Origin of the sequence: Kitasatospora sp. NPDC004723 (assembly GCF_040609255.1) — a bacterium.
In the GTDB taxonomy this organism is placed as follows: domain Bacteria; phylum Actinomycetota; class Actinomycetes; order Streptomycetales; family Streptomycetaceae; genus Kitasatospora.
The window spans coordinates 60,860-80,378 of the sequence record NZ_JBEXJT010000004.1 but is presented as its reverse complement, the minus strand read 5'-3'; the positions used below and the strand labels follow the sequence as shown (position 1 = coordinate 80,378).

General features: G+C 74.3%; 21 protein-coding genes. 9 read left to right on the top strand and 12 right to left on the bottom strand.

Features of this window, described 5'->3' with window-relative positions; translation table 11 throughout:
• The first annotated feature begins 91 nt into the window (after positions 1–91).
• Entirely contained in the window at positions 92–793 is a 702-nt protein-coding gene (locus tag ABZW10_RS06930) for a type 1 glutamine amidotransferase domain-containing protein (RefSeq protein ID WP_355361135.1), read from the top strand.
• A gap of 278 nt (positions 794–1,071) precedes the next feature.
• Entirely contained in the window at positions 1,072–3,048 is a 1,977-nt protein-coding gene (locus tag ABZW10_RS06925) for a glycerophosphodiester phosphodiesterase family protein (RefSeq protein WP_355361133.1), read from the top strand.
• A gap of 187 nt (positions 3,049–3,235) precedes the next feature.
• Here the strand turns inward: ABZW10_RS06925 and ABZW10_RS06920 are convergent, their stop codons facing one another.
• From ABZW10_RS06920 to ABZW10_RS06900, 5 genes are all read right to left on the bottom strand, one after another.
• The gene (locus ABZW10_RS06920) at positions 3,236–3,760 is read right to left on the bottom strand and encodes an AAA family ATPase (RefSeq protein WP_355361131.1); all 525 of its coding nucleotides are present in this window, start codon (positions 3,758–3,760) and stop codon (positions 3,236–3,238) included.
• A 142-nt stretch (positions 3,761–3,902) separates the two neighbouring features.
• Complete coding sequence (locus ABZW10_RS06915) at positions 3,903–4,994, bottom strand: bile acid:sodium symporter family protein (protein WP_355361129.1); 1,092 nt, start codon at positions 4,992–4,994, stop codon at positions 3,903–3,905.
• Entirely contained in the window at positions 4,991–5,287 is a 297-nt protein-coding gene (locus tag ABZW10_RS06910; RefSeq protein WP_355361127.1) for a hypothetical protein, read from the bottom strand. Before ABZW10_RS06910 ends, ABZW10_RS06915 begins: the two co-directional genes overlap by 4 nt.
• Positions 5,284–6,174 (bottom strand): isocitrate lyase/PEP mutase family protein, encoded by an 891-nt coding sequence (locus ABZW10_RS06905; RefSeq protein ID WP_355361124.1) that lies wholly within the window; start codon positions 6,172–6,174, stop codon positions 5,284–5,286. The genes ABZW10_RS06910 and ABZW10_RS06905 overlap by 4 nt, the downstream gene beginning before the upstream one ends.
• A gap of 97 nt (positions 6,175–6,271) precedes the next feature.
• A complete protein-coding gene (locus ABZW10_RS06900; RefSeq protein ID WP_355361121.1) occupies positions 6,272–7,282 on the bottom strand; it encodes a LysR family transcriptional regulator in 1,011 nt (336 codons plus the stop codon).
• A 114-nt stretch (positions 7,283–7,396) separates the two neighbouring features.
• Here ABZW10_RS06900 and ABZW10_RS06895 point away from each other — a divergent pair, with 114 nt between their 5' ends.
• Positions 7,397–8,227 carry an oxidoreductase gene (locus tag ABZW10_RS06895; protein ID WP_355361118.1) on the top strand — a complete coding sequence of 277 codons (831 nt, stop codon included), beginning with the start codon at positions 7,397–7,399 and terminating at the stop codon, positions 8,225–8,227.
• A gap of 44 nt (positions 8,228–8,271) precedes the next feature.
• Here ABZW10_RS06895 and ABZW10_RS06890 read toward each other — a convergent pair whose 3' ends face one another.
• Both ABZW10_RS06890 and ABZW10_RS06885 read right to left on the bottom strand, forming a co-directional pair.
• Positions 8,272–9,228 (bottom strand): acyltransferase domain-containing protein, encoded by a 957-nt coding sequence (locus tag ABZW10_RS06890; protein WP_355361115.1) that lies wholly within the window; start codon positions 9,226–9,228, stop codon positions 8,272–8,274.
• A gap of 146 nt (positions 9,229–9,374) precedes the next feature.
• On the bottom strand, positions 9,375–10,310 hold the full coding sequence (locus tag ABZW10_RS06885; protein ID WP_355361112.1) for a class I SAM-dependent methyltransferase: 936 nt from the start codon (positions 10,308–10,310) through the stop codon (positions 9,375–9,377).
• A gap of 436 nt (positions 10,311–10,746) precedes the next feature.
• Between ABZW10_RS06885 and ABZW10_RS06880 the strand changes: the two genes are divergently transcribed.
• The 4 genes from ABZW10_RS06880 (at position 10,747) to ABZW10_RS06865 (ending at position 13,037) form a co-directional block, all read left to right on the top strand.
• Positions 10,747–10,947 carry a hypothetical protein gene (locus ABZW10_RS06880; protein WP_355361109.1) on the top strand — a complete coding sequence of 67 codons (201 nt, stop codon included), beginning with the start codon at positions 10,747–10,749 and terminating at the stop codon, positions 10,945–10,947.
• A 20-nt stretch (positions 10,948–10,967) separates the two neighbouring features.
• Complete coding sequence (locus ABZW10_RS06875; protein WP_355361106.1) at positions 10,968–11,813, top strand: class I SAM-dependent methyltransferase; 846 nt, start codon at positions 10,968–10,970, stop codon at positions 11,811–11,813.
• A gap of 166 nt (positions 11,814–11,979) precedes the next feature.
• The gene (locus ABZW10_RS06870) at positions 11,980–12,486 is read left to right on the top strand and encodes a DUF4240 domain-containing protein (protein WP_355361103.1); all 507 of its coding nucleotides are present in this window, start codon (positions 11,980–11,982) and stop codon (positions 12,484–12,486) included.
• Between the two features lie 221 nt (positions 12,487–12,707).
• Positions 12,708–13,037 carry a hypothetical protein gene (locus ABZW10_RS06865; protein ID WP_355361100.1) on the top strand — a complete coding sequence of 110 codons (330 nt, stop codon included), beginning with the start codon at positions 12,708–12,710 and terminating at the stop codon, positions 13,035–13,037.
• A 156-nt stretch (positions 13,038–13,193) separates the two neighbouring features.
• On the opposite strand, the gene ABZW10_RS06860 is transcribed toward ABZW10_RS06865, so the two are convergent.
• Positions 13,194–14,612 (bottom strand): MFS transporter, encoded by a 1,419-nt coding sequence (locus ABZW10_RS06860; RefSeq protein ID WP_355361097.1) that lies wholly within the window; start codon positions 14,610–14,612, stop codon positions 13,194–13,196.
• The gene (locus tag ABZW10_RS06855) at positions 14,609–15,232 is read right to left on the bottom strand and encodes a TetR/AcrR family transcriptional regulator (protein ID WP_355361094.1); all 624 of its coding nucleotides are present in this window, start codon (positions 15,230–15,232) and stop codon (positions 14,609–14,611) included. The genes ABZW10_RS06860 and ABZW10_RS06855 overlap by 4 nt, the downstream gene beginning before the upstream one ends.
• A 74-nt stretch (positions 15,233–15,306) precedes the next feature.
• On the opposite strand from ABZW10_RS06855, the gene ABZW10_RS06850 reads away from it, so the two are divergent.
• Positions 15,307–15,510, top strand: a complete 204-nt coding sequence (locus ABZW10_RS06850; RefSeq protein WP_355361091.1) for a hypothetical protein — start codon at positions 15,307–15,309, stop codon at positions 15,508–15,510.
• Positions 15,511–15,565: 55 nt separating this feature from the next.
• Here ABZW10_RS06850 and ABZW10_RS06845 read toward each other — a convergent pair whose 3' ends face one another.
• From ABZW10_RS06845 to ABZW10_RS06835, 3 genes are all read right to left on the bottom strand, one after another.
• On the bottom strand, positions 15,566–16,867 hold the full coding sequence (locus tag ABZW10_RS06845) for a cation:proton antiporter (protein WP_355361088.1): 1,302 nt from the start codon (positions 16,865–16,867) through the stop codon (positions 15,566–15,568).
• Positions 16,868–16,874: 7 nt separating this feature from the next.
• Positions 16,875–17,360 (bottom strand): TrkA C-terminal domain-containing protein, encoded by a 486-nt coding sequence (locus ABZW10_RS06840; RefSeq protein ID WP_355361085.1) that lies wholly within the window; start codon positions 17,358–17,360, stop codon positions 16,875–16,877.
• Between the two features lie 236 nt (positions 17,361–17,596).
• Positions 17,597–17,776 carry an antitoxin gene (locus ABZW10_RS06835; RefSeq protein WP_355361082.1) on the bottom strand — a complete coding sequence of 60 codons (180 nt, stop codon included), beginning with the start codon at positions 17,774–17,776 and terminating at the stop codon, positions 17,597–17,599.
• 235 nt (positions 17,777–18,011) lie between these two features.
• Between ABZW10_RS06835 and ABZW10_RS06830 the strand changes: the two genes are divergently transcribed.
• The gene (locus tag ABZW10_RS06830) at positions 18,012–19,496 is read left to right on the top strand and encodes a M28 family metallopeptidase (RefSeq protein WP_355361531.1); all 1,485 of its coding nucleotides are present in this window, start codon (positions 18,012–18,014) and stop codon (positions 19,494–19,496) included.
• The last annotated feature ends 23 nt before the right edge of the window (positions 19,497–19,519 follow it).

Below are 19,519 nucleotides of genomic sequence, written 5' to 3'. Positions count from 1 at the left end.
GCTTTCCGATTGGTGCGGACCCCGGGGCGGGCCTACCGTCGAGGGCACGAGCGAGTCGAGCACGACCGGCCGACGATCCGGAGAACCCACCATGTCGAAGAAGATCCTTTTCGTGATGACCGGCGCCGACCACTGGACGCTGGCCGACGGCACCCGGCACCCGACCGGCTACTGGGCCGAGGAGGCCGCCGCGCCGTACGAGGAGTTCAAGGCCGCCGGGCACTCCGTCACGGTGGCCACGCCGGGCGGTGTGGTGCCGACCGTCGACGCCGCCAGCCTCGCCCCGGACTTCAACGGCGGGGAGGAGGGCGCGCGAAGGGTCGCGGAGGTGCTCGCCGGCGCCGAGGAGTTCAAGCGCCCGATCGGGCTGGCGGACGTCCGGGTGGACGACTACGACGCCGTCTACTACCCGGGCGGTCACGGCCCGATGGAGGACCTGGCGGTCGACGCCGACTCCGGCCGGCTGCTGGTCCGCGCGCTGAAGTCCGGCAGGCCGCTCGGCGTCGTCTGCCACGGGCCGGCCGCGATGCTGGCCGCGGTCGAGGAGGACGGCGGCAATGCGTTCAAGGGCTACCGGGTCTCGGCGTTCAGCAATGAGGAGGAGGCGCAGGCCGGCTTCGCCGACCAGGCGAAGTGGCTGCTGGCCGACCGCCTCGCCGAGGCCGGTGTCGAGGTGCAGGTCGGTGAGCCCTGGGCGCCGAAGGTGGTGGTCGACCGCAACCTGGTCACCGGTCAGAACCCGGCCTCCGCGGCCCCGCTCGCCGTCGAACTGCTGAGGAGGCTGTCCGGTTGACGGGTCCGGGCGCGGGCTGCGGACGCCGCCCGTCCGGTCCGGCGCGGCGTTGGCCGTCGGTCTGTACCGTCCGGCGTGTTGCACGGAGCGCAACGTCGCTGGTCCGCCGGGCACTGCGGCGCCGGAGTGCCGCAAGGACCGCCCGGGTCATCGTGCGGAAGCGAACCGGCCATGGACCGCAAGGAATCCGCCACCGCCGCCAATCGCACGCACAATGGTCACGAGCGGTTTTCGGAGTGGTGGCTTCCGGTTCGGTCGCCGTCCCTAGCGTGCCGCCCATGACACAGAGTCACCGCCCCCACCGTGCACGTCGAACCGGTCTGCTGGCCGCCGCCGTCGCCTCCGCACTGAGCCTCACCACCGTCGCGCTGACCTCCCCGAGCGCCGCCTCCGCCGAGCCCGCCGCCTCCGCCGAGCCCGCCGCCCCGGCCGAGGCCGCCCTCGCCGCGGCGCCCGCCGCTCCGGCCGCCGGTGAGGTCGTCGTCGACGAGCACTTCGCCGGCCCGGCCCTCCCCGCCGGCTGGAACGCCGTCGAGGGCGACTGGAAGGTGGAGAACGGCCGGCTGGTCGGCACCTCCGCCAACTCCGGTCAGCAGAGCCGGATCACCTTCGGCCGCCACCTCGACGACTTCCGCATCGAGGCGACCGCCCGCTTCGAGAGCGTCCAGGACGCCGCCCGCTGGACCGCCTTCGGCCTGGACGTCCCCGCGAGCGGCGCCACCCCGTGGTCGATCGCCACCATGCGTTCCGGCACCACCGCGAGCAACGGTCTCGAGTTCGCCCAGCGCACCCCCGCCAACAGCTGGAACGTCACCAACACCGGCTCCGCGCCGACCGCCGCCGGCACCGGCCGTGACGTGCGCATCGCCGTCGAGGTGCACGGCACCACCGCCCGCTGGATCTTCGACGGCAAGGAGGTGATGCGCACCACCCAGGTCGCCCGCACCGCCGACGGCGGCCAGGCCCTGGTGGTCAACGGCTCGAAGGTCTCCTTCGACGACCTCAAGGTGACCGCGCTCGCCCCCGGCGGCTGGCTGCGCCCCGCCGGCTCGCCGCTCACCGTGTTCGCCCACCGCGGTGCCTCCTCCGCCGCCCCGGAGAACACCCTGGACTCGGACGAGGTCGCCCGGCGAGGTGGCGCCGAGTGGATCGAGAACGACGTCCAGCCCAGCAAGGACGGCGTCCCCTACGTGCTGCACGACGACACGGTGAACCGCACCACCAACGGCAAGGGCCGCATCCGCGACCTGACGGCCGCCCAGCTGGACGCGCTGGACGCCGGCTCCTGGTTCGGCCCGACGTACGCGGGCGCCCGGGTGCCGAGCCTCGCCGCCCAGCTGGAGGACCTGCGCACCCGCGGCGGCAGCCTGCTGCTGGAGATCAAGGGCGCGCACACCCGCGACGAGGTCGCCCGGATCGTCAAGGAGGTCCGCGACCACGGCATGACCGGTCGGGTCTTCGTGCAGAGCTTCGAGGTCGACGCCCTGCGCTACACCCGCGAGCTGGCCCCCGAGCTGCCCCTCGGCCTGCTGCGCGGCGACCTGGACGCCGACCCGGTGGCCATCTCCAAGGAACTCGGCCTGTCCGCCTACAACCCGGCCGACGGCGCCCTCGCCTCCCGCCCCGGCGTGGTGAAGGACCTGCACGCGGCCGGTGTCGCGGTCAACGTCTGGACCGTCGACTCGGCCGCCCGCTGGAAGGCCCTGGAGGCCGCCGGCGTCGACGGCATCATCACCAACCGCCCGGCCGAGCTGGCCGGTTGGAACTCCGCCTGGCTCCAGGGCGGCACCGTCACCACCCCGCCGGCCGCACCCACCGTGGCGATCACCTCGCCGGCCTCCGGCGCGACCCTGGACCGCGCCCAGCAGCCGGTGACCGCCGTGCAGGCGAGCGGCGCCGACACCGTCCGGCTCACCCTGGACGGCAAGGAGCTGCCGGCCGGCTCGCCGCTCGACACCACCGCGCTCACGCTCGGCAAGCACACCCTGCGGGCCGAGGCCACCGGCCCCGGTGGCCGCGCCGAGACGAGCACCGAGTTCACCGTCACGGCCACCCCGACCGGCCTGGCCTCGCTGGTGCTCACCTCCGGCGCCGAGCGCAACGCCGTCGCCACCCTCACCGTGATGCTCGGCCAGGGCCAGTACCAGCCGCTCGCCCACTGGGCCGACAACCAGGCCGGCCGCACCATTCCCGCCGACCGCGCCCGCCTGATCGCCGCCGACGCCCGCGCCCTGGACGCCGCCCCGCGAAGCTGACCCCCGCACCCCCCGCTCCACCCCGGGGACCTCGCGCCGCCCACCACGGCCCGAGGTCCCCACCCATTCCGGCCCGTCCACCCCTCCTGCCTCGTGGCCCCCGATCGATCGGCCGACGAGGCCTGTACCGACTCCGGGTGCCCCCAACCGGCACTTCAACGATTCCTCGGCGAGCAGCGATCGAGCCTCAGCCGTTGACCGCCTCCGCGATCTGCCGGGCGGCCTGGGCGGGCGTGAGGTGCGTGGTGTCGACGACTTCGGCCTCGTCGTGCAGCCAGGTACGGGCCGCTTCGGCGTAGGGCTCAAGGTACTTGAGGCGGAACCAGGAGTTGGGGCCGACGACGGTGTCTCCGGCGATGCGTCCGCGGAGGGTCTCCTGGTCGGCGTGGAGGACGAAGTGCCGTACTGGAATGGCGTGTTGGGCGAGTCCCGCGCTGATCTCGCGCCAGTACTGCTCGACCAGGACAGTCATCGGCATCACCAGGGTCCCGCCGGTGTAGTCGAGTACGCGGCGGGCGGTCTCGACCACGAGTGGCCGCCACGGCGGCCAGTGCTGGAAGTTGTCCGTCCCGGGCAGCCCCGGCGTGATGTCCATGAGCGTCTCGCCGACCTTCTCGGCGTCGAACACCCGTGAATCCGGGATCAACTGCTGTACGAGGGCGCTGGTCGTCGTCTTGCCTGCGCCGTGGGTGCCGTTGAGCCATACGATCATGGGTCCGACGCTAGCGGTGTTCAGCCCGCAATTGGTGCCAATCGCAGCAAGGGACGGCTCTGGGACGGGGTTGGGCGTGTCGAACTCGGCCGGGTTGGGTGGGGGCGGGCCAGGAGGGGCCCGCCCGCGTAGCCAGGGGGCGTCAGGCGGCCTCGGGGGAGGCACGGGTGGGAGGGGGTGACTCTTCGTCGGCCGGTTCGTCGTTGTCCGGTGCCCGGGCCCAGCGGCCGGCGAGCAGGGCGCCCGCCACGAGTTGGAGCTGGTGGTACATCATCAGCGGCAGGACCAGGAGCCCGGCCTGCGGGCCGAAGAGGACGGTGGCCATCGGCAGACCGCCGGCCAGGCTCTTCTGCGACCCGCAGAGCACCGCCGCGATCCCGGAGGCCCGGTCGAGGCCCAGCAGACGCGCGCCGAGCCGGACGATGGTCAGCACGACCGCGAACAGGACCAGCAGGACCGTTCCCAGTCCGAGCAGGGCGGGCGGCGTCACGGTGGACCAGACGCCCTGTGTCACCGCGCCGCCGAACGCGGTGTAGACGACCAGCAGGATCGACCCCCGGTCGACCGGGGCGAGCACCCGGCGGTGCCGGCCCAGGAAGCCACCGATCCACGGCCGTAGCAGCTGCCCGAGCAGGAAGGGTGCGAGCAACTGGGCGCAGATCCGCAGCAGGCCGTCGGCCGACAGCGCGGCGTGTGCCCCCAGCAGCCAGGCTGCGAGCAGTGGTGTCAGCACCAGGCCGACCAGACCGGAGTAGGTGCCGGCGCAGATCGCCGCCGGTACGTTCCCGCGTGCGGCGCCGGTGAGCGCCACCGAGGACTGCACCGTGGACGGGACCACGCAGAGGAACAGCACACCCGCCCGCAGGTGCTCGGTGAGTGCGCCCGGCGCGAGCGCCGTCACGGCTGCCCCGAGCGCCGGGAACAGGACGAAGGTGCAGGACAGCACAAGCCCGTGCAGTCGCAGGTGGCGCAGCCCGGCGAGCGTCTCACGGGCGGAGAGCCGGGCGCCGTACAGGAAGAAGAGCAGCGCCACCGCGAGGCCGCAGGCCAGTTCGGCGCCGCGCGCCGCCCTTCCGGTGGCGGGCAGCACTGCGGCCAGCGCCACCGCCCCGGCCAGCGCCGCGACATACGGGTCGAGCGCGCGCCACCATCGGCGCCGCCGCTCACCGCCACCGGGCGGGCGGCCCCGGCCCCGCGTCGCGGGCGGTGCCCGGTGCTGACGGGCCGTGGTCATTCCCCACCCCCTTCCTCCGTCTCCGGGAGCGCCAGGGCCGTGCCCAGCAGACCGGTCGCCACGGCGGTGGAGCCGTCATGGTCGCTGCCGGCCGAGCCGCGCCCGATCTGAAGGTCGGCCGTTCGGTCGATCTCGATGATCGAGTCCGCCCGGGAGTTGTCGATCACGGTGACGAGGCTGCGCTCGGCGGAGGCCTCCGGTGCGAGGGCGCAGCCGATGACCGCCCAGGCCAGGACTCCGGCCAGCCCGGTCGTCGTGGCGAGCCCGGGGGAGCCGGGCTGCCGGAGCGTCACACGCCCACCTCCTCACGGGCGGGCGGGCGCGGGATGTTCCGCTCCAGCAGCTCGGTGGACTCGCGCACACCGATCTCCGGCCGCTGCCCGGCGGCGGCCGGCAACCGTCCGTCCGCCACCTTGAGCCCGGTGAGCGCCTCGTCCATCGCCTGGTGGGCGGCGAACAGACAGGGCGTGCTGTAGATGGCGACGTCCACCCCGAGCGTGCCCAGCTCGGACAGCGACAGCCGGGGCGATTTTCCGCCGGCGATCTGGTTGAACAGCAGCGGTTTGTCGCCCACCACCCGGCGGATCCGCCGGATCCACTCCTCGCTGCGCACGCCGTCGACCAGCACCACGTCCGCGTCGGTGGCGGCGAGGGCCTCGGCCCGGCGCAGGATGTCGGCCTCCTCGGTGGCGTCCGTGCGGGCCACCACGACCAGGTCGGTGCGGGCGGCGAGGACCAGGTCCAGCTTCTCCAGGTACTCGTCGAGGGGCAGGACCTGCTTGCCGTCGGCATGGCCGCAGCGGCGCGGCCGCTTCTGGTCCTCCAGGATGATGCCCGAGGCGCCGATCCGCTCCAGGCGCCGCACCACGTGGCAGGCCACCTCGGGGTCGACGTAGCCGTCGTCGATGTCGACCAGCAGGTGGTGCCGGGGGAAGGCGCCGCGCAGTCGCTCGACGAAGGCGACCATGTCCGGCCAGGCGATGAAGCCGATGTCGGGCAGGCCGTAGTAGGAGGCCGCGAAGCCGAAGCCGGAGACGAACATGCCGTCGTAGTGCGCGGCCGCGATGGAGGCGGAGTACATGTCGTAGACACCGATGAGCGGGGTCGTCCCCGGGGCGGCGATCCGCTCGCGCAGCCGCTGCCCGTAGCCGTCGTGAATGTTCCCGTGACGCAACGCCATCTCCTCGTCTGCCAGGGGCCCGTGCGGGACACGCGCGGTCCTTTGCCATAAGTTGGCCATTCCTAGAGCCAACTGAGACGCCATCACTATGCGCTCTTTAATGTTCCGTGGGCAAATCTTTAAATGAAGTTCCCTCGTTAGGGTGAATGCGGTCATATGAGTGCGAGAAATATGATGAATTCGCCGCCGCCTCGTCGGTCCGCCGCCATCCGGCGACCGTGGCCCGGCACGCGTCGGCGTAGGCCCGCACCAGCGGCCGGTGCTCGTCCTCACGGCGCCAGGCGAGCACGTAGTGACAGGCCCCGACGCCCCTCACCGGGCGGGTGGTGACACCGCCCAGGGTGATCAGCGGGGCGTTGCCCGCCGCCACCAGGCAGACGCCGAGGCCGGCGATCAGCGCCTCGTACGTCTCCTCCACGCCGGCGATCTCGGCGCCGATGCGCGGCGGCCGGCCGGCGCGGGCCTCCAGGGCCAGCCAGTAGTCCCGCAGCGGTCCCGCGCTGGGGGGCAGGGCGAGGAACGGCTCGTCTGCCAGCTCGGCGAAGTCGATCCCGGTGCGGGCGGCGAGCGGATGCGTGTCGGGCAGGGCGATCAGCCGGGGCTCCTCGGCGACCACCGTCCATCCGAAGCGCTCCTCGTCGGGCAGCGGAAGCCAGACGAAGGCGACGTCGACGCTGCCGTCCGCCAGGCCCGCCGTCGGGTCCTCCCAACTCGTCTGGCGCAGCCGGGTGGCGGCCTCCGGATGCGCGGCGCCGAAGCGCGAGCGGACGGCCGGGAGCAGGCCGCCCCGGGCCGGGCTGGTGCTCATGCCCACCACGAGCGTGCTGCGCTGCTCCGCCTTGGCCGCCTCCACCGCCGCCGCGCCCTCCGTCCAGGCGGCCAGCACCCGCCGCGCGTGCGGCAGCAGGGCCCCGCCGGCGGCCGTCAGCGCCACTCCGTGCCGGTCCCGCCGGAACAGTTCCGCGCCCAGCCGCCGCTCCAGCGTCCGGATCTGTTTGCTCAGCGCGGGCTGCGACAGGTACAGCCGTTCGGCGGCACGGGTGAAGTGCAGTTCCTCGGCGACGGCGACGAAGTAGCGGAGGTCTCGCGCGTGGACGTCCATGGTCATTACCGTTGGCTATCACCGCGGGTCTTGGACGGGCAACGGAATTCGGGGGCACCCTGATCGGTGTCAGGAGTTGTCCGATCGAGGGGATCCACGGGATCCAACGGGGAGTTCGTCATGAACAAGGTGTGGCTGGTCACCGGTGCGAGCAGCGGCTTCGGGCGGGCGATCACCCGGGCGGCCGTCGCCGCCGGCGACGTGGTGGTCGGCGCGGCCCGGCACCCGGAGGCGTTGGACGACCTGGTGGCCGCGCATCCCGACCAGGTGGCGGCGCTGCGGCTGGACGTCACCGACACGGCCGCGATCGAGGAGGCCGTCCGGGGCGTCGTGGCCCGGCACGGACGGATCGACGTACTGGTGAACAACGCGGGCCGCACCCACGTCGGCGCCGTCGAGGAGACCACCGACGAGGAGCTGCGCCGCCTGTTCGACGTGCACTTCTTCGGCCCGGCGGCCCTGGTCCGGGCGGTGCTGCCGCACATGCGGGAGCGGCGCTCGGGCGCGATCGTGCAGATGAGCAGCGTGGGCGGGCAGCTGTCCTTCGCGGGCTTCGGCGCCTACAGCGGGACCAAGTTCGCGCTGGAGGGCCTGTCCGAGGCGCTGGCGGACGAGGTGCGGGAGTTCGGCGTCAAGGTCCTGATCGTGGAGCCGGGCGCCTTCCGGACCTCGCTGTTCGAGACCGGCCGGGCCGGGGTCAGCGCGGACAGCGGGGTGTACCCGAAGGTGGAGGACACCCGCGCCCTGGTGGCCGGCGGGGACGGCTCGCAGCCCGGCGACCCGGCCAAGGCGGCGGCGGTCATCCTGGCCGCGCTGGAGGCGGAGTCGACCCCGCTGCGGCTGCCGCTCGGCGAGGACTCGGTGGGCGCCGTCCTCGCCCACCTCGACCAGGTCCGGGAGGACGTCGCCGCCTGGGAGGAGCGGTCCACGGCCACGGCCTTCGACGTCTGAGCCGACCAGGAGCCGACCGGTGCCGATCGGGTGGCGGCGGCCGATCAGAGCGCGAGCCGGCCGCCGCACACATACCAGTGGCCGCCCGCCCGCAGGTGGTCGACCAGGGCGCGCTGGACGACCGTGTCCCGGGGGAGCGACTCCAGCGGCCGGTCGACGTCGCCGAAGACGTACCGCAGCGGATTGGTGTCCTCGGGCACGTGCGGTCGGCTCGGCCGCCGCAGCGGGGCGCACCGCCGCTGGAAGCGCAGGATGTTCGAGTCCTCCGGCAGGTAGTCGGCGAGCTGCGGGTCGAGCAGCCAGGAGAAGACGCAGGCGTTCCGGTACGGCTCGCCCGGGAAGTACCGGGGGAAGAACGCCCGGGCCCGGTCCAGCGCGCGGTCGCACGCCTCGGGGGAGAGCGGGCCGCAGTGGTCGGGGATGTGCACCTGGAGGGTCCACTCGCCGGCCTCCGCCGCCCGCGCCGCCTCGGCGTCCGCCCCGGTCGGTCGGCGGCGCTGGAACTGCAGTCGGCCGAGCTGGAAGAGCTCGCCCCGGAAGTGCAGCGTCAGCCAGCGTGGATTGCCCAGCCCGGAGTGGCCGCGCCACCGGCTCACCACGAGCTGCCGGCCGAGGTCGGCCAGCGTCGACCGGGTCACCTCCGGTGGGACGCCGAGCGCGCGGTGGTGGGCCCGGGTGTACGGGGCCAGTGCGGTGAAGAGCAGCGTCGCGAGGCCCGCGCCGTCCACGACGCCGGCCGGCCAGTCGCGGTCGATGCCGGCCGGCTCCCCGAGCGTTCCCACGGCGCCCGCCTGGGCCTGCAGCGTCTCCTCGAAGAGTGCCCGCACTCCCCGGTCCCGGGCCAGCCGGGTGCGGGCCGCCAGCAGGCCGTTCACCTCCTCGAACGGCACCGCCAGTGCCAGCAGCGCCTCGGCCAGGTCCTCGTCGGCCGGAAGGTAGGGGCCCTCGGGCGGGCCGGAGGGGTGCGGCTGGTCGGACGGGTGCGGCGGTCGTGGTTCCACGGGGCCTCCACGGTGCGGGATCGCTCCGCCGACGGGGTCGGCGGGCGTACCGGCCGACCCTATCCGCGGTCCGCCGGGGGGCGTCCGAGCAGCGGGATCGGCGCAGCAGCGTGAACACCAGCGCGATGACGCTGCCGAGAGAGCGGCTACCGGCCCCGCCGGCCACCGGCCCCGCCCGGACGGGCCCCTTGCCGCTCCCGCAGCGCCCGCAGCCCGCGCCGGACGGCCCGGGTGGCCGCGGGCGGCAGCAGGTCGAGCAGCAGCCGGCGCGGACCCGAGTGCGGGACCGGCGGCCGTGCGGCGACGTTCAGCCGCAGCACCCGCCGGTCCGCGATGGCGTCCTCGTCGACGGTGAACCCCTCGGCCCGCCAGTCCCGGGTGAGCAGGGCCTCGCGGACCGGCTCCGGATCGCCCCACGTCCCGTAGAACTTCATCGGGGTCAGCAGCACCGGCCGCAGCCCACCGGTGAACACCGCCTGCCAGACCGCCGCCGACACACCCGGGGTGTGCTCCGAGCGGTAGTCGTCCAGCGCCACCAGGCCGTCCGCGGCCAGCGCCTGCCGCGCGACCGCGATGTCCCCGGCCACGTGCTCGTAGAGGTGGGAGGCGTCGACGTGGACGAAGCGGCAGCTGCCGGCCGGGATGCGGCCGTCGGCCAGCACGGAGGTCGGCGCCTGCACGATCGTCGGCAGTTCCGGGTGGAACGCCAGGTAGTTGGCCTCGAACCCGCGCCTGGTCAGCGAGGACCGGTAGGACATCGTCATCTCGGCGTCGTTGTCGGCGTCGCCCGCCTCGGAGTCGAACAGGTCGCAGACCGTCAGCCGCTCGCCCGGCCGGAGGTGGTCGCCGAGCAGGACGGCGCTGCGCCCGAGGTAGCTGCCGAGTTCGAGGATGTCGCCGGTGAGTCCGGCCGCGCTCTGGGCGGTGAGCAGGTGGCGGAAGGCCTCCTGGTCGAGCCGGAAGAACCAGCCGGGAATGTCCGCCGGGCGCGCCGGACGGGGTGTGTCCGGGGTGGTGGCGGGACGGACGGCGGGGCGGCGGGCGGCCGGCTGGTCGGAGGCGGCGGTCTCGGCACTGGGCACGGCGGTCTCCCTCGGGACGGGACGGGGCGGGCGCGGGGCGGGCCCGTGCCCTGGTCACGCGCGGCGGTGCCGTGGTACCGGACGGATCGGCCGTGGTGGATGGCGGCTCATCATAGTCACGCCGCACCCGGCCGGACCGGTTCCGACCGGAGCGTCCGGCCGCTGTTCACGCGTTCGGCGCGTCGCCCTCCGGCCCGGCGAGCGTCTCGGCCGGCCACGCCCGCTCGGTGTCGGCGGGATCCGGGCCGGTGTGACGATCGGCCCCCTCGTCCAACTCGCCCTGTTTCGCCTCCTGCTGCCCCGCCCCCGGTCGGACGCGGGTGGCGCCGGGCCCGCCGCCGGTGCCGCTGAACGGGCGTCAGAAATTCGCTTGAGCGATCGAAGGGCGACTGCTTAAGCTGCACACGATCGATCTCCCGAAAGCGAAGGTGGAGCCATGGAGTCGAGTACTCGTCACACCGCCCTGATCGGCGCGGCCACCGCGGCGCTCGCCGCCGCGGCGGTGGTGAGCGGCGTGAGCGCCGTCCAGGAGCCCGCCAATGCTCCCGGCATCGTCGTCGAGGCGCACATGGGCATGCTCGGCCAGGCCGGTGGCGGCCCGGACGGGCTCGCGGTCCAGGACCACATAGCGCTCTGACCCGCCACCGGACAGCGCTCGTGACCGCGCCGACCACGCTCACCGTGCCGACGGTGCTGCCCGAAGCTCCCGGCGACCACCCGGACGGTACCGCCGGCCCCGGCGACCCCACCGCCCGGATGGTCGCCGCGACGGCCGAGCGGCTGATCCGTCTCTGGGACGGACGGCCCGAGCTGCACCACCCCGGGTGGGCACGGCCCTTCCGTCAACTCGGTGACCTGCTGCCCGCGCAGGACGTCGAGTTCGCCGCGCACAACCCGCAGATGGTGCCGCTGCTCTGGTACCCGGCGCTGCGCCACGGCAGTGGGGCGAGGCCGGTGATCGATGTGTTCGACCACCTCCCCGCCGGGTCCGGCCCGCCGCTGCCCCGGCGGCAGGAGCTCTCCCGCGTCTACAGCTGGGCCCTGGCCTCCCGCACCGCCGTGGACTGGATCGCCGACCGTCTCGACGGCCGTGGTCTGCTGGAGGTCGGCGCGGGGAGCGGCTACTGGGCGTGGCTGCTGCGCGCCCGCGGCATCGACGTGCTGGCCACGGACGCCGTGGCCGACGCCGGACACAACGGGTTCACCGACCGCTTCCAGTACACCGAGGTCCGCCCCGGCCGGGCCGCCGAGGACGCCGCCGCCCACCCCGACCGGGTGCTCGCGCTGCTCTGGCCCCCGCACCGCGACCCGATGGCCGCCGACGCCCTGCGCGCCTACCGCGGCCCCGGCGTCCTCTACCTCGGCGACCGCTCCGGTGGCCTGTGCGCCGACCCGGCCTTCTTCGCACAACTCGCCTCCCACTGGCGCCCGGTGTCCCGCTGCCCGCTGACCCTGCGCTGGCTCGGCAACCACGACACCGCCACCTTCTTCGTCCGCCGCTGAAACGCCGCTGATCCGTTGTCGGCGTCCACCTGTACGTGCTCGGTCGGCTTCGGGCGGACGCGCACGGTTCGCGAGGTGCGACAGGCAGGCCCGTCCTGGCAGAGCCGCTGTCGCGGTTCCCGGGGGGCTCTCGAATGTGTCAGTGGTGGTTGCGATCCTGTGCGGCATGGACGACACGACCTTCTGGGCGCTCATGGACGAGCTGAGCAGTCAGCCGGGTGACCGGCACCAACGGCTGGAGTGGCTGCGCGGGAGCCTGCGGCGCAGACCGGCCGCGGAGGCGGTGGAGTTCCAGGCACATCTGGAGGCCGCGTGCGCGGCGGTCGGCACGGACGCACTGTGGCGGGCGGTGCGCCGGATCGAGGGCGGCCTGTGCTCCGACGACGGTTTCGACTACTTCGCGCTCTGGCTGGTGGCCCAGGGGCGGGGGACGTACCAGGCCGTGCTCGCCGATCCGGACGCCCTCGCCGACGTTGCCGAGGTGCGGGCCCTGGCGGGACGGGACCTGCGGGAGTGGCATGACGACGAGTGGCCGGAATGGGAGGAGCTCGACTACGTGGCCCAGGAGGCGTTCGGCGAGCTGACGGGCCAGGAGGACGACGGCTGCGAGGCGTTCCACGAGGCTCTGGACGCCGTCCAGGAGGCATGGGCGGCGCCCGAGGAAGAGACCTGAGCCGCAGCGGCCGCCGTGCGGGCCGGGACACCCCGCCTCGACGCGCTCTTCCCCGCGCAACCCGGTGTCTGATCGCTGACGCAGTGCCGACACCCGCTGCCGATCCGCCGCTCGGACGGTGGTGGCCGCCGGTACGACATGGTCATGCGAATGGGCGGTTACCCTGACGGATCGTGTGGGAACTGTTGGCGGAGTTCCAACCCCACCGAGGAGGACCTCCCATGAAACGACTGCTCTGCGCTGCCGCTGCCGCCGCCACGATCCTGTGCCTGACCGGTGTCGGCGCCGCCGCCGCGGCCGACACGGACCCCAACTGGGCCGCCCTCGGTACGGGCGACGCGGCCTGGCCCACCGACGGGCCGGACTCCAACTGGGCCGCCCTCGGCACCGGTGCGCAGTGGACCACCGATGGCGCGGAGTCCCCCTGGGCCGCGCTCGGTACGGGCGACGCGGCCTGGCCGGCCGACGGGGCGGACTCCAACTGGGCCGCGCTCGGCACGGACGCTCCCACGCCCGTCGCCGGTGCGTCCGTCGAGCAGCCGACGAACTGATGCCGGTGCGAGGCACCGAACGGCAACCCGCCGGGAGCCGCGCCCCCTCACGGTAGGCCCGGCCCCGTCGCCCGGCTCGGCCCGATCGCGGAAACGCGGTCGGGCCGAGCCGTTTCGGTGCCCCGTGGCCGGTCGGTCGGTCGGACCGACGGCCGGTCACGCGATGCGGACCGCCGGGAGCCGGGTGGCGAGCAGCGCTCCGCCGGCGGCGGTGGCCGCCAGCACGGCGAGGGCCACAGGGAGGGCGTCGACCAGGGGGCGGCCGGCGGTGAGGGTGGTGGCGGCGGCCACACCGAGCGCGGGCCCGATGTTCATCGCGGTCTGCTGCAATCCGCCCGCCACCCCGGCCGCGTGCACCGGGGCGGCGCGCACCAGCGCGGCCGTCGCCGTCGCCATCACCGCCCCGAAGCCGGCGCCCAGCAGCAGGAACGCCACGCCGAGCACGAGCGCCGGAGTGCCCGGACGCAGGGCCGCGACCGTCAGGGCGCCCGCCGTGATCGAGCACATCCCGGCGACGACCGTGCGGCGCGGCCCGTGCCGCCGGGTCAGCAGGGCCGACGCGGGCGCGGCCGCCACCATCGCCACCGCCAGCGGCAGCGCCCGGAGCGCACTGGCGAGCGGATCGAGGGACAGTACGTCCTGCAGGAAGTAGGTGGCGAGGAAGAGCGTGCCGAACAGCGTGGCCGAGGCGGCGAGCAGTACGCCGAGTGCCGGGGTCACCGCCGGGGTCCGGAGGAGGGCCGGTGGCAGCAACGGCGACCGGGCGCTGCGCTCGTGGCGGACGAAGGCCGCGCCGAGGGCGGCCGAGGCCGCGAGCCCGAGCCCGCTGCCCGGTGTCGGGCCCCGGTCCGGCAGGCCGGTCAAGGTGAAGACCAGGCAGGCCAGCGCGCAGCCGAGCAGTGCGGCGCCCGGCAGGTCCAGGCCGACCGTGCGGCCGGTCGCACGGCCGTCGGCGTCGGCGTCGTCGGCGGTGGCGGTGGCGGGCAGCGGGACCAGCAGCGCGGCCACGCCGGCCACGGCGGCCGGTGCGAGGGTCAGGAGGAAGACCGACCGCCAGCCCAGCTGGGTGGTCAGGGCGCCGCCGATCACCGGGCCGGCGGCGGCCGAGAGCCCGATCGCGCTGGTGCGCAGCGCGATCGCCCGGCCCAGCAGGTCGGCCGGGTAGGCGGCGCGCAGCAGGCCCAGGGTGGCGGGCTGGAGCAGTGCGCCCGCCGCGCCCTGGAGGACCCGAAGGCCGATCACCCAGCCGATGCCGGGGGCGAGCCCGATGGCGGCCGAGGCGGCGCCGAAGCCGAGCACGCCGACCGCGAAGACCCGGCGGTGGCCGTAGCGGTCGCCGAGCCGCCCGGCGAGGACGAGCAGGGCCGCCACCGTGACCAGGTAGGCGGTGCTGGTCCACTGGACGGCGGCGAGGGAGGCGTGCAGGTCGCGCTGGAGACTGGGCTGGGCGACGGTGAGCACCGTCCCGTCGAGGGCGACGATCGCGGCGCCGAGGATGCTGCCGGTCAGGGTGAGCCGCCGCGCGCCGGTCCCGGTCACCGTGCCGGCCCCGCTCGCCACGCGGGTTTCGCTCACCGGGGTGCCGGACCGAGGTGGGCGTCGAGCGTGGCGCGCAGGACGGGGTCCAGGGCGTCGGTTCCGGTGGTGAGGGCGAGGCTGCCCCAGGCGTGGAGCTGGGCGAGGCCGTGCAGGTTGGCCCAGAGCGCCGCCGCGGCCGTCGTCGGGGAGGGGTCGCCGTCGGCGGCGGGCGGGTGGACCAGGGCGACCAGGCGGGTGAGGGCGTCGAACAGCGGGAGCGAGGTGCGCCGCAGCTCGGCGCCGCTGCCTTCGAGGACGTCGTGACGGAACATCAGCTCGAACATGCCCGGCCGGTCGGCCGCGAAGGCCAGGTAGCCGCGGGCGAGCCGTTCGAGCCGGGCGCGGGCCTCGGCGGGGCCGTGGACGGCGGTCGTCTCGTGGGCGCCGTCGCCGCGCAGTCCGAGGGTGCCGGCCAGGTCGTCGAAGCCGTGCCGGGCGATGGCGGCGAGCAGTTCGGCGTGGGTGGCGAAGTGGCGGCGCGGGGCTCCGTGCGAGACCCCGGCCTGGCGGGCGATCTCGCGCAGGGTGAGCGCGTGCACGCCCTCCAGGGTGAGCAGCTCGACCCCGGCGGCGACCAGGCGGGCGCGCAGGCCGGCGGGGTTGTCCTGTTCGGTCATGGGGGAGTTTCTACCAAGGCCGAGTAGACACTGTCTACTCGCGTCCGGGCCCGGTCGGCGGGCACAATCGCGGCATGGACGAGGGCGGCGAGTCGGCCTGCTGGCTGGACCGGGTGTGCGACGCGTGCGGGCGGCTGCGCGAGCGGTCCGGCCCCGGCCCCTGCGAGCACTGCGGCGGCGGTGCGCGGGCCACCGAGGGCGTGCCGTCGGACAGCGAGCGCGCCGAGGACGAGCGCGCCGAGGACGCGGAAAGCCCCGGGGCGGACCACCGGAGGTGACCCGCCCGGGGGCAGGGTGTGCGGTCGGCGCGCGGGCGCGCCGTTCAGGACCTGGTCAGCGCGACAGGCCGTCGAGCGGCTGCCCGGACCCCTCGTCCAGCGGATCCTCCACCGGCTCCGCGGCGTCCGCCGACGTGCCCTGCACGGGGATCCGCGCCTCGGAGGTCCGCGCCTCGGGAGCCCAGGGACGCCGGCGCCGGGCGAGCACGGCGCCCAGCCGTTCCACGGCGGGCTGGGTGTACCGGGCGGCGAGCGGGCCGGTGACCACCAGGATGAGCACGTACGCCGTGGCCAGCGGGCCGAGGCCGGGCTCGATGCCGGCCGTGACGGCGAGCCCGGCGATGACGATGGAGAACTCGCCGCGCGAGACCAGCGCCCCGCCGGCCCGCCACCGGCCGCGGGTGGCGATCCCGGCGCGGCGGGCCGCCCAGTAGCCGGTCGCGACCTTGGTGAGCGCGGTGACCACGGCCAGCAGCAGGGCCGGGAGCAGCACCGGCGGGATGCTGGTCGGGTCGGTGCTGAGGCCGAAGAAGACGAAGAACACCGCCGCGAAGAGGTCCCGCAGCGGGCTGAGCAGGGTGTGCGCGCCCTCGGCGGCCTCGCCGGAGAGCGCGATGCCCACCAGGAACGCGCCGACCGCCGCCGACACCTGGAGCTGCTGCGCGATGCCCGCGACCAGCAGGGTCAGCCCGAGCACCACCAGCAGCAGCTTCTCCGGGTCGTCGTGGGAGACGAACCGGGAGATCACCCGGCCGTAGCGGAGCGCGACGAAGAGCACCGCGCCGGCGGTGGCCAGGGCGATGGCCAGCGTGATCGAGCCCGCGAGCAGGCCGGCCCCGGCCAGCAGCGCCGTCAGGATCGGCAGGTAGACCGCCATCGCGAGGTCCTCCAGCACCAGGATGCTGAGGATCACCGGGGTCTCCCGGTTGCCGAGCCGGCCGAGGTCGCCGAGCACCTTGGCGATGACGCCCGAGGACGAGATCCAGGTGACGCCGGCGAGCACCACGGCGGCCACCGGTCCCCAGCCGAGCAGCAGCGCGGCGACGGCGCCGGGTGTCGCGTTGAGCAGGAAGTCGACCGCGCCGGCCGGGTACTGGGCCTTGAGGTTGGTGACCAGGTCGGCGGCGGTGTACTCCAGACCCAGCATCAGCAGCAGCAGGACGACGCCGATCTCGGCGCCGGTCGCCACGAACTCCTCGCTGGCGCTCAGCGGCAGCAGCCCGCCGGTGCCGAAGGCGAGCCCGCCGAGCAGGTAGAGCGGGATCGGGGAGAAGCCGTAGCGGCCGGCGATCCGGCCGAGCAGTCCGAGGACGAGGATGACCGAGCCGAGCTCGATGAAGACGGTCGCGGTGTGCACCCCCCGATCACCCCCGCTCCAGGATCGCCGCCGCCGCGTCCACACCCTCGCGGGTGCCGATCACGATGAGCGTGTCGCCGCCCGCCAGCCGGAAGTCCGGCGCGGGGGAGGGGACGGCGCCGGTGCGCCGCAGCACGGCGACGATCGAGGCGCCGGTCTCGGTGCGCATCCGGGTCTCGCCGAGCAGTCGCCCGTTCCAGTACGAGGTGCCGTCGACCGGGAGCCGCTCGGCGACCAGGCCGAGGTCGGTGGTGTGCAGCAGGGCCGGGTTGTGGTGGGCCGGGGTCAGGGCGTCGACCAGGGCGGTGGACTCCTCGGCGGTCAGCCGGAAGGCCTGGGAGCAGGCGTCGGGGTCGTCCGAGCGGTAGACGTTGAGGCTGCGTGAGCCGTCCCGGTGAGCGATCACGGACAGGTGCCGCTGTTCTCGGGTGGTGAGGTCGTACTGGACTCCGACACCGGGGAGCGGGGTGGTCCGGACACGGGCGATCGACACGGCGGCTGTCCTCTCGTCAGGGCGGTTCCCAGAGGCTGCGCACGGCGCGGGCACGCCGGAGCACGGGACGCCGGCGCCTGACCGCGTATGAGACGCGAACGCGCAACCGGACTAATAGTAATGAGTATGTAAAGTCTGAAAATAGTGCCCCGGTCCGTGGGTGCGCCGGGAAGCGCGCACACGAACCGGGGCGGCGGGCCGGTGACTGCGTGACGGCCCGGGTTCGGGGGAGGGGGCTACTGCGGCGGGCGGTCGTCGCGCAGCTGGTCCTTGAGCTTCTCCTGGCCCGTGTCGACCTGGCCGCTGTACTTGCCCTGGGTACGTTCGTCGACCATGTCACCGGCCTTGTCGACGCCCTTCTCGGCCTGGTCCTCATGGCCCTTGAGCATGCTCTTGAGCTTGTCGAACATGGACATGTGGTCACACTCCCGGATGAGACGGCCCCACCTCTCCCAGCATCGCCGCACACCGGGGTGTCCGCATCCGGTCAGCTTGTGCGCCGGGCTTGGCAAGGGGGCGAGGAACATGTCAAATCGGGAGTCCCACGGACCGTCGGAAGGACAAGCCTTGAACGCTCGGACCGGTCGCCCGGCCGCCACCCTCCGCGCCCGCACCGCCCCCGCCCGCCGGACGGCGGGCGCCGCGCTGGCGGTGGCGGCGCTGGTCACCCCGCTGCTGCTGGTCGGCACCGGCAGCGCCGCCGCCGACCCGGACCCGGCCCGCAAGGGGGCGAAGCTGGCCGCCCGTCTGGTGGAGGAGAGCAGTGCGGACGGCGCCTACGACACCCTGGAGGCGCTCCAGCGGATCGCCCGCCGCAACGGCGGCAACCGGGTGGCGGGCACGTCCGGCCACGACCAGTCCGCCAGCTACGTCTACGAGCAGGCCCGCCGGGCCGGGCTCAAGGTGTCCAGGCAGCAGTTCGAGTACACGTACTTCCAGGAGCTGTCCGAGCGGCTCTCGGTGGTCTCGCCGCAGGCCGAGGACGTCGTGATCAAGGCGATGACCTACTCGGTCGGCGGCCCGGACACGGGTCTGACCGCGGCGCTCGTGGTGGTTCCGGTCGATGCCACCACCGGCTGCGAGGCCGCCGACTACGCCTCCGGCGCGGTCAGCGGGAAGATCGCGCTGATCCGGCGCGGCGGCTGCAGCTTCGCGGTCAAGCAGGCCGCGGCGGCCGACGCGGGCGCCCTCGGCGCGGTGATCTACAACAACGTCGAGGGCGACCTCAACGGCACCCTCGGCGAGCCGGGCCTCGGGCGGATCCCGGTCGGCGGCATCACCCAGGCCGCCGGACAGGCGCTCGCCGCCAAGGCCGCGGCCGGCCCGGTCACCGTCGCCCTGGACATCCGCACCTTCATGGAGAAGCGCACGACCTGGAACGTCATCGCCGAGACCCGCGGCGGCGACCCGGACAACACCGTCGTGATCGGCTCGCACCTCGACTCGGTGCAGGCCGGCCCCGGCATCAACGACAACGCCTCCGGCACGGCCGGCATCCTCGAGGTCGCCAGGAACCTCGCCCACCGTCCGGTGAAGAACAAGGTCCGGTTCGCCTGGTGGTCCGCCGAGGAGTTCGGTCTGCGGGGCTCCGCGGCGTACGTGAAGTCGCTCTCCGAGGCCGACCGCAAGAAGATCAAGCTCTACCTGAACTTCGACATGATCGCCTCGCCCAACTCCGCGCAGTTCGTCTACGACGGCGACGACTCCGACCACGTGGGCTCCGGCCCCGGCCCGGACGGTTCCGCGCAGCTGGAGCGGCACATCACCGACTACCTCGACCGCCGCGGCCTGCCGCACGAGGGCACGGACTTCACCGGCCGCTCCGACTACGGTCCGTTCATCGACGCGGGCATCCCGGCCGGCGGCACCGACACCGGCGCCGAGGTGATCAAGACGCCCGCCCAGGCCGCCAAGTACGGCGGAACCGCCGGCCAGGCCTTCGACCCCTGCTACCACAAGGCCTGCGACGACCTCCGCAACCTGGACCTGACCGCCTTCGACGTCAACATCGACGTCATCGCGGACTCGGTGGGCACCTACGCCTGGGACCTCTCCTCGCTGCACACCCCCGTCCCGCCGCAGCGCACCGAGGGCGGCGGCCTCCAGGAGGGCCACGCGCACGAGGTCGAGGTCTGATCCGGTCCGGCCCGGCCCCCTTG